This is a genomic window from Thermus thalpophilus (genome assembly GCF_022760915.1).
Classification (GTDB): Bacteria; Deinococcota; Deinococci; order Deinococcales; family Thermaceae; genus Thermus; species Thermus thalpophilus.
In genome coordinates, this window is the sequence record NZ_JAKTNS010000057.1 from 1 (window position 1) to 7,411 (window position 7,411).

Genomic DNA, 7,411 nt, shown 5'->3' on the forward strand with positions numbered 1-7,411 from the left:
GGTCCACGGGGCACCTCCTCGTGCTAAGGTGTGCCCCCCTATTAAACACGGACCCTTACACATAAATCCTTACACGACCACAGTAGCTGCCCACGCAGTGACCGTGGGCCCTGGGAGAGGGTTTGGTGCCAACCTCCTGTACCGGAGGCGAAGCCCGTAGCTTGTTTAACTCAAAACCAAGGACTGCCATGGGGGCCACAAAAAGGGCTTCACGCTGCCTGGAGGGAGCAAGGGGCGGGGGACTTGGGAGACAGGTTGGGATGCTGCGAAACCGCAAGGCAGCGGGGAAGCCTGGAGCCTTTCTCTCGTAAAGGCGGTACGTGGCGGCCACCTTCCCCGCGACCCCCAGGGCACGCCTAGTGTGGGGCACGAGTTTTTTGAGGTCTACAAGTCCTCATCCCTTGTCAAGGGACTACCCCGTCCTGTACACCTTCAGGGGCGTAGAATGCTGCAGGGGCGCACGAGCGCAACGCTCCCACCCAAAGGAGCCCCATGGTACACCTCCTCCGCGATCGGCCCAACCGCTACGACCTCCTGGCCCTGGGCCTCACCCTGGCCCTCTTGGCCCTCTTCCTTCGCGCCTCCCGGGAAGCTGCGGGCCCCTTCACCCCACAGCCAATCTCCCTGGATCCCATCCACTTGCCGGAATATGCCCTGCGCACCGCCTTCCGCATGGGGCTCGCCCTGGTCTTTTCCATCCTCTTCACCTTTCTGTACGCCCCGTTGGCGGCCAAGACCCGCCTCGAGGCCCTCCTGGTTGCCCTTTTGGACATCCTCCAGTCCGTGCCCATCCTGGGCTTCCTGGCGGCCACCGTGGGAGCCCTTGCCGCTTTGTTTCCCGGGAGGGCCTTGGGCTTTGAGCTGGCGGCGGTCTTCGCCGTCTTCACCTCCCAGGCCTGGAACATGGCTTTTAGCTTCTACCAGTCCCTCAAGACCGTGCCCCGGGAGCTGGACGAGGCGGCGAGGCTTTTCCGGCTCACGCCCTGGCAACGCTTCCTGCGGCTGGAGGTGCCCTTCGCCCTACCCGGCCTGGTCTACAACGCCATGATGTCCATGTCGGGGGGCTGGTTCTTCGTGGTGGCCTCGGAGGCCATCGCCGTGGGCAAGACCGAGGTGGACCTGCCGGGCATCGGGTCTTATATGGCCGTGGCCCTTGCCCAGGGAGATCTGGCCGCCCTGGGGCTCGCCGCCTTGGCCATGCTGGCGGTCATCCTCCTCTACGATCAGCTCCTCTTTAGGCCCCTGGTGGCTTGGAGCCAACGCTTCAAGTACGAGGAGCGGCCGGGGCAGGAACCGACGCGAAGCTGGGTGCTGGACCTCCTGCGGCGTACCCGGGCGGTGAGGCGCCTGGCGGAGGCCGGGACCGCCTGGGCCTTGGAGGCCCTCCTCGGCGCCGAGCGCCGCTTCCAGGTTGCGCAACCCCTTTCGCTTCCCACCTGGCCCCTTTACCTCCTCCTGGGCCTCTTCGCCGCCTGGGGTCTTTGGGAACTCCTCGCCGCTTTGCGCCCCTTGGGCCTCGCCCAGGTGGGTCAGGCCTTCTACCTGGGGTTCCTCACCCTTTTGAGGGTGCTTGGGATCATGCTTCTGGCCACCCTGGTCTGGGTTCCCGTGGGGATCCTCCTCGGCCAAAGGCCACGGCTCGCCGCAAGGGTGCAGGCCCTCTTGCAGTTTCTCGCCGCCTTCCCCGCCAACCTCCTCTACCCCTTCTTCGCCTACCTGCTCCTCCGCCTCCACCTTTCCCTTGAGGTGTTCTCCGCCTTCCTCATGGTCCTGGGCACGCAGTGGTACATCCTCTTCAACGCCATGGCTGGAAGCATGGCGGTGCCGGAAGACCTCAAGGAGGCGGCCAAGAGCCTCGGGCTAAGGGGCTGTGCCCTTTGGCGGCGCCTCCTCCTCCCCGCCAGCTTCCCCTACCTGGTCACCGGCCTCATCACCGCAAGCGGAGGTACCTGGAACGCCTCCATCGTGGCCGAGGTGGTGGCCTGGCGCGGCCATACCCTGGAGGCCACGGGCCTGGGGAGCTACATCGCCCGCTGGACCCTGGAGGAGGGTCAAGGGCCCCACCTCCTCTTGGGGATCGCCGTGATGAGCCTTTACGTGGTGGCCTTAAACCGCCTCCTCTGGCGGCGGCTTTACCGCTTGGCGGAGGAGCGCTTCCGGCTTTAAGGGGGTAAGGATGCTGCTTGTGGCCAAGGGGATCGCCAAGGCTTACCAGACCGGGGAGAAGCCCTTCAAGGTCCTGGAAGGGGTGGACCTCGAGGTGCGGGAGGGGGAGATTGTGGCCCTTCTCGGCCGCTCGGGCGGGGGCAAGAGCACCCTTCTCCGCATCCTGGCGGGGCTTATTCCCCCGGACGCCGGGGAGGTGCGCTTCCGAGGCCGTCCCGTCCGGGGCCCGGTGGAGGGGGTGGCCATGGTGTTCCAGACTTTCGCCCTCTTCCCCTGGCTCTCCGTGCTGGAGAACGTGGCCTTGGGCCTCGAGGCCAGGGGGGTGCCGCGGGCGGAACGGCTCCAGAAGGCCCGGGAAGCCATCGCCCTCATCGGGCTAAAGGGCTTTGAGGACGCCTTGCCCAAGGAGCTTTCCGGGGGAATGAAGCAACGGGTGGGCTTCGCCCGGGCCCTAGTGGTGGAGCCCTTGGTCCTCCTCCTGGACGAGGCCTTCTCCGCTTTGGATCCCCTCACCGCTGAGGGGCTCCGGGGGGATTTCCTGGACCTGTGGCTCGCCGGGCGGCTTTCCACCCAAGCGGTCCTCCTCGTAACCCACAACATCGAGGAGGCGGTGGCCCTGGCGGACCGGGCCCTGATCCTCCAGGGAAGCCCTGCCCGCGTGGGCCGGGAAATCCCCATCCCCCTTCCCCACCCCCGGGACCCCAGCGACCCCCCCTTCCGCGCCCTGGTGGAGGAGATCTACATGGCCCTCACGGAGCGGGAGGTGGTGGAGCGCCACCTGGAGGAGGAGCTGGTGCGTCTGCCCGAGGCTCCGGTGGAACGGCTGACCAGCCTGGCCGAGGCGATGGCGGCCCACGGGGGGCGGGTGGACCTGCCCCTCTTGGCGGAGGAGGAGGGGCTGGAAGTGGACGAGCTCTTCCCCCTGCTGGAGGCTTTGGAGCTATTGGGCTTCGCCCGGATGGAGCGGGGCGATGTGGAGCTCACCCCAGCGGGAAGGGCCTGGGCCGAGGCCACCTCCAAGGAGCGTCAGGTCATGTTCGCCGAACACCTCCTTAGGCACGTGCCCCTCATGTCCCGGCTCCACCGGGCCCTGGTGGAGCGTAAGGCGGTCCCCGAGGAGCGCGTTTTGGAGTGGCTTCGGGACCACCTCCCCGAACCCGAGGCCAAGCGGGTCTTGGGAGTGATCCGGGAATGGGGCAGGTTCGCCGGCCTTCTGGGCTATGACGACCGCGCCCGAATCCTGTTCCTGCCGGAAGGGGAGGCCTCCGGGCCAAGCCCAGGGTAGATTTTGCGCCCCGCCCTCTCCTTTGGGTGTATAGTCAACACCCGTGAGGCACCTCTATGCCCTTCTCCTCCTTTCCTTAAGCCTGGTCGCCTGGGCTTTCCCCCTGGATAGCCCCGCCTTCGCCACCCTGGTCAAAGACTCCTACCAGGAGGTCCCCGGGGCACCCCCCTTTAGGGCGTGGTGGGATGCGGCGTACCGCCACGCCTTTGGCGAGAGCCTCCAGGAGGCCCTGCATCGCGAGGCCAAGGCCCCTCCCCTAGAGGCCGCCACCTGGGCCTTCCAGGTCATCAAGCGCCTCCTTCCCCGCTTCAGCCTGGAAGAGGGTTACGAGTTCGCCTACGCCGCCCGCAAGGGGGAAAGGCAGTGCCTCCTCCAGGCGGTGCTGGTTCAAGGCCTCCTGGAGGGGGCGGGTTTCCGGGCAGGGGTGTACATGGTCTACGAGAACCCCGAGGGTAAGCGGAGTAACCTGGGCCACGCCGTGGCGGTCCTGCGCCTGGCGGGGCGCGACTACCTGGTGGACCCCTCGGAACCCACCCCCTTTCCTCGGCACCGGGGCCTCCTCGTGGTCACCGCCAAGGGCTTGCGCTTCGCTGAGCCCCAGTACAGCGGCGACGGGGCCATCCTCGCCTACCGGACCCGGGAGGGCACCCTCAGCCCCAAGGAGGTGGAACCCCTCTCCTTCGCCTACGTCAGGAGCCAGTTCTACTACTACCGGGGCGAGCAGGCCAAGGGCGGGGTGCTGCGGGGCCCGAGGAGCCCAGAAGGCTTGGCCCGCTCCGAGGCCATGCTCCGGAAAGCGGTGGCCCTGGCGCCCGAAAACCCCTTGGCCGTCTACCTCCTCGGCCTAACCCTGGGCAAGGAGGGTAAGGAGAGCGAGGCAAAAGCGGCTCTCCTTCACGCCGCGGCGCTGTACCAGGCGTACGGATGGGTCCCACCCGGGGTGGAAGCGGCGCTTAAGCGCTTATGAAGACCCTTCCCGACCAGAGCGCCCATTCCGAGGAGGGCCGCTACCCCTGGTGGCAGGTCCTATGCCTCACCGGGGTGGACCTTTTCTCCTCCTTGGGGTACCAGCCGGGCATCGCCCTGCTGGCGGCGGGGCTCCTTTCCCCCCTGGCGAACCTCACCCTGGTAGCCTTCGCCCTCTTCGCCGTCTACCCCGTGTACCGCCGCCTGGCGGAGGTGAGCCCCGACGGCCAGGGCTCGGTGGGCCTCCTCACCCGCCTCCTCCCGGGCTGGCGGGGAAAGGTGGTGGTCCTGGTGGTCCTGGGCTTCATGGCCACCGACTTCATGATCACCATCACCCTCTCCGCCGCCGACGCCGCCGTCCACTTCCTGGGCAACCCCCTGGCCCCCGCCTGGCTCCAAGGGTACCAGGTGGGCTTAACCCTTTTCCTCGTGGGCCTTTTGGGCTTCGTCTTCTACCTGGGCTTCCGGGAGGCCATCGGCCTGGCCGTCCCCATCACCCTGGGCTACCTGACCCTCAACGCCATCACCCTGATCGCGGCCCTGGCCCATCTCCGCCCCGACCACCTGGAGGGTTGGTGGCGGAGGCTCCTGGCCGCCCAGCCCGACCCAGCAGGACTCCTCCTGGTCACGGTCCTGGCCTTTCCCAAGCTGGCCCTGGGTCTTTCCGGGTACGAAACCGGCGTGGCCCTCATGCCCCTGATCCGGGGGGGGGCGGCGGACACCCCAATGCAACCCCTGGGCCGGATCCGGGGAGCCCACCGCCTCCTCCTCGCCGCCGCCTTGGTCATGGGGAGCTTCTTGGTGGCTGCGGGCTTCGCCACCACCCTTCTGATCCCGGAAGACCTGTGGCGGAGCGAGGAGGTGGCCGGAAGGGCCATCAGCTTCTTGGCCCACCGCTACCTGGGGGAAGGGTTCGGAAGCCTTTACGACCTCTTCTCCATCGTCATCCTCTGGTTCGCCGGGGCCAGCGCCATGGCCGGCCTCCTCACCATCGTGCCCCGTTACCTGCCCCGCTTCGGCATGGCCCCAGAGTGGGCCAAGCAGAGACGGCTCCTCGTCCTCTTCTTCACCGGGGTGGGCTTCGCCCTTACCCTGGCCTTCCAGGCCCGGGTGGAAGCCCAGGCCGCCGCCTACGCCACGGGGGTCCTGGTGGTCATGAGCTCCGCTGCCTTGGGCATCTACCTCCTCGCCCAAAAGGAAAAACGGCGGGAAGCCGCCTACTTCCGAGCCCTCCTCCCCGTGTTCGCCTACGTGCTCTTGGCCAACGTGGTGGAGCGGCCAGACGGGGTGCGGATCGCTTCCTTCTTCATCGCCGCTACCCTCTTCGTATCCTTCCTTTCCCGCGCCCTACGCTCCTTTGAGCTGAGGGTGGAAGGCTTTGCCCTGGACGAGATGGCGGAGCACTTCGTCGCCCTCATCAAGGAACAAGAAGCGCCCCTCCGCCTCGTGGCCCACCGCCCGGAACGGGGTGGGCTTGCGGCCTACTGGGAAAAGGAGCGCCGCATCCGGGAGGCCACCCACATCCCTGCCCACGACCCCATCTACTTCGTGGAAGTCTATGTCCAGGACCCCTCCGAGTTCACCACGGAAGCCTGGGTCTGGGGCGTGGATCACCCTGAGGTCAAGGTGTTCCGCATCCTGGGCACCGCCGCCCCCAACACCCTAGCGGCTTTCCTCCTCTACCTACGGGAGCGCACGGGCAAGCGACCCCACATCTACTTCGAGTGGGGGGACGAGGGACCCCTCCAGGCGGCCTTGAACTTCCTTCTCTTCGGCGAGGGCGACGTGCCCACCCTCACGCACGAGGTCCTGCGCCGCCACGAGCCGGACCGCAGCAAAAGGCCGGTGGTTCACGTGGGAGGCTAGCGGCGCCAGTGGGAGAAGAGGCCAGAGACCAGGATGGTCATGGGCACGGCCAAGAAGATGCCCAAGAAGCCGAAGAGCTTGCCGAAGGCGAAGATGGCGAGGAGGACCAGGGCGGGGTGGAAGCCGAGCGTGCGCCCGTAGATGAGGGGGATAAGGACCTTGCCCTCTAGGAGGGCGATGCCCCCGTACCCGGCAAGGACCAAGAGGGCGCTAAAGGGGCCCAGGGAGGAAAGGGCCACCAAGGCGGCCAGGAGCGCAGCCGTGATGCCGCCCACGAAGGGCACCACCTCCAGGATCCCCCCCAACACCCCCAAGGCGAAGGGGCTCGGCACCTTTAGGAGAAAGAGCCAGCCCCCAAACAGGAGGGCAAAGGAAAGGGCAATGAGGAATTGGGCTCGGGCCCAGTAACCCATCCGCCGCCAAGTCGCCTCCAAGACTTCCCGCCAACCTTCCCCGGGTAGGTACGGGGCGGCCCGGGCCACCAGGTGGGGCTCGAGGCTGATCATCACCGCCAGCACAAAGGCCAGGACCAGCTCGGAAACCGTTTCCCCCACCTTAAGGGCAAGATCCCCCGCCAGGCGGAAGGAAGGGGCCAGGGACGAGGCCAGGCCGGGAAGGGAAAGGCCGAGGTTCTGGTCCAAAAAGGCCAACACCTTAGGCAACACCTCCCCGAGGTTGTGGAACTGGCTAACCAAGAAGGGGCTAGCCAGGTAAACCCCGAGGGCGAGGACCCCGAGGACGCCAAGGTAGGCGACCAAGACGGCGGAAGGCTGGGGGAGGAAGCGCCGGAGCGCCCTTACCAGGGGGTCCAGGGCGGCCGCCAGGGTGAAGGCGAGGAAGACCCAGAGGAGGAGGGTGTAGAGCTTGGCCAGGGCCCACAAGGCCAGGAGGAAGAGGAAGAGGCCTAGGAAAAAGCGGTTGGCACCGGACATCCCGCTTGCCATCATAAGCGAAGGCTCCAGGGTGGAGGGTCCGCGCCCGCAAAGGCTCTCCGGGCGTGGGTTGCCCCCTTGGCGCCGAGCGGGGCCACCGTCGGCCCCGTACGGGAAACCCGTGGTCCCCCTACCTTGCCTAATGGTGCAGCACCCGCTCCAGGAAGGCCCGGGTCCTTTCCTCCCTGGGCCGGGT

General features: G+C 67.2%; 5 protein-coding genes. 4 read left to right on the forward strand and 1 reads right to left on the reverse strand.

Features of this window, described 5'->3' with window-relative positions; genetic code table 11:
• The first annotated feature begins 492 nt into the window (after positions 1–492).
• The 4 genes from L0D17_RS12545 to L0D17_RS12560 are packed head-to-tail and all read left to right on the forward strand — an operon-like array spanning position 493 to position 6,283.
• Positions 493–2,166 (forward strand): ABC transporter permease, encoded by a 1,674-nt coding sequence (locus L0D17_RS12545; protein WP_243095615.1) that lies wholly within the window; start codon positions 493–495, stop codon positions 2,164–2,166.
• A gap of 10 nt (positions 2,167–2,176) precedes the next feature.
• Positions 2,177–3,451: an ABC transporter ATP-binding protein gene (locus L0D17_RS12550; RefSeq protein WP_243095616.1), complete on the forward strand. Its 1,275-nt coding sequence runs from the start codon at positions 2,177–2,179 to the stop codon at positions 3,449–3,451.
• Positions 3,452–3,494: 43 nt separating this feature from the next.
• Complete coding sequence (locus tag L0D17_RS12555) at positions 3,495–4,418, forward strand: hypothetical protein (protein ID WP_243095617.1); 924 nt, start codon at positions 3,495–3,497, stop codon at positions 4,416–4,418.
• Complete coding sequence (locus L0D17_RS12560; protein ID WP_243095618.1) at positions 4,415–6,283, forward strand: APC family permease; 1,869 nt, start codon at positions 4,415–4,417, stop codon at positions 6,281–6,283. Before L0D17_RS12555 ends, L0D17_RS12560 begins: the two co-directional genes overlap by 4 nt.
• Here the strand turns inward: L0D17_RS12560 and L0D17_RS12565 are convergent.
• Positions 6,280–7,215, reverse strand: coding sequence for an AI-2E family transporter (locus L0D17_RS12565; protein WP_243095619.1), 936 nt, complete (start codon positions 7,213–7,215; stop codon positions 6,280–6,282). The genes L0D17_RS12560 and L0D17_RS12565 overlap by 4 nt on opposite strands.
• Positions 7,216–7,411: the final 196 nt, after the last annotated feature.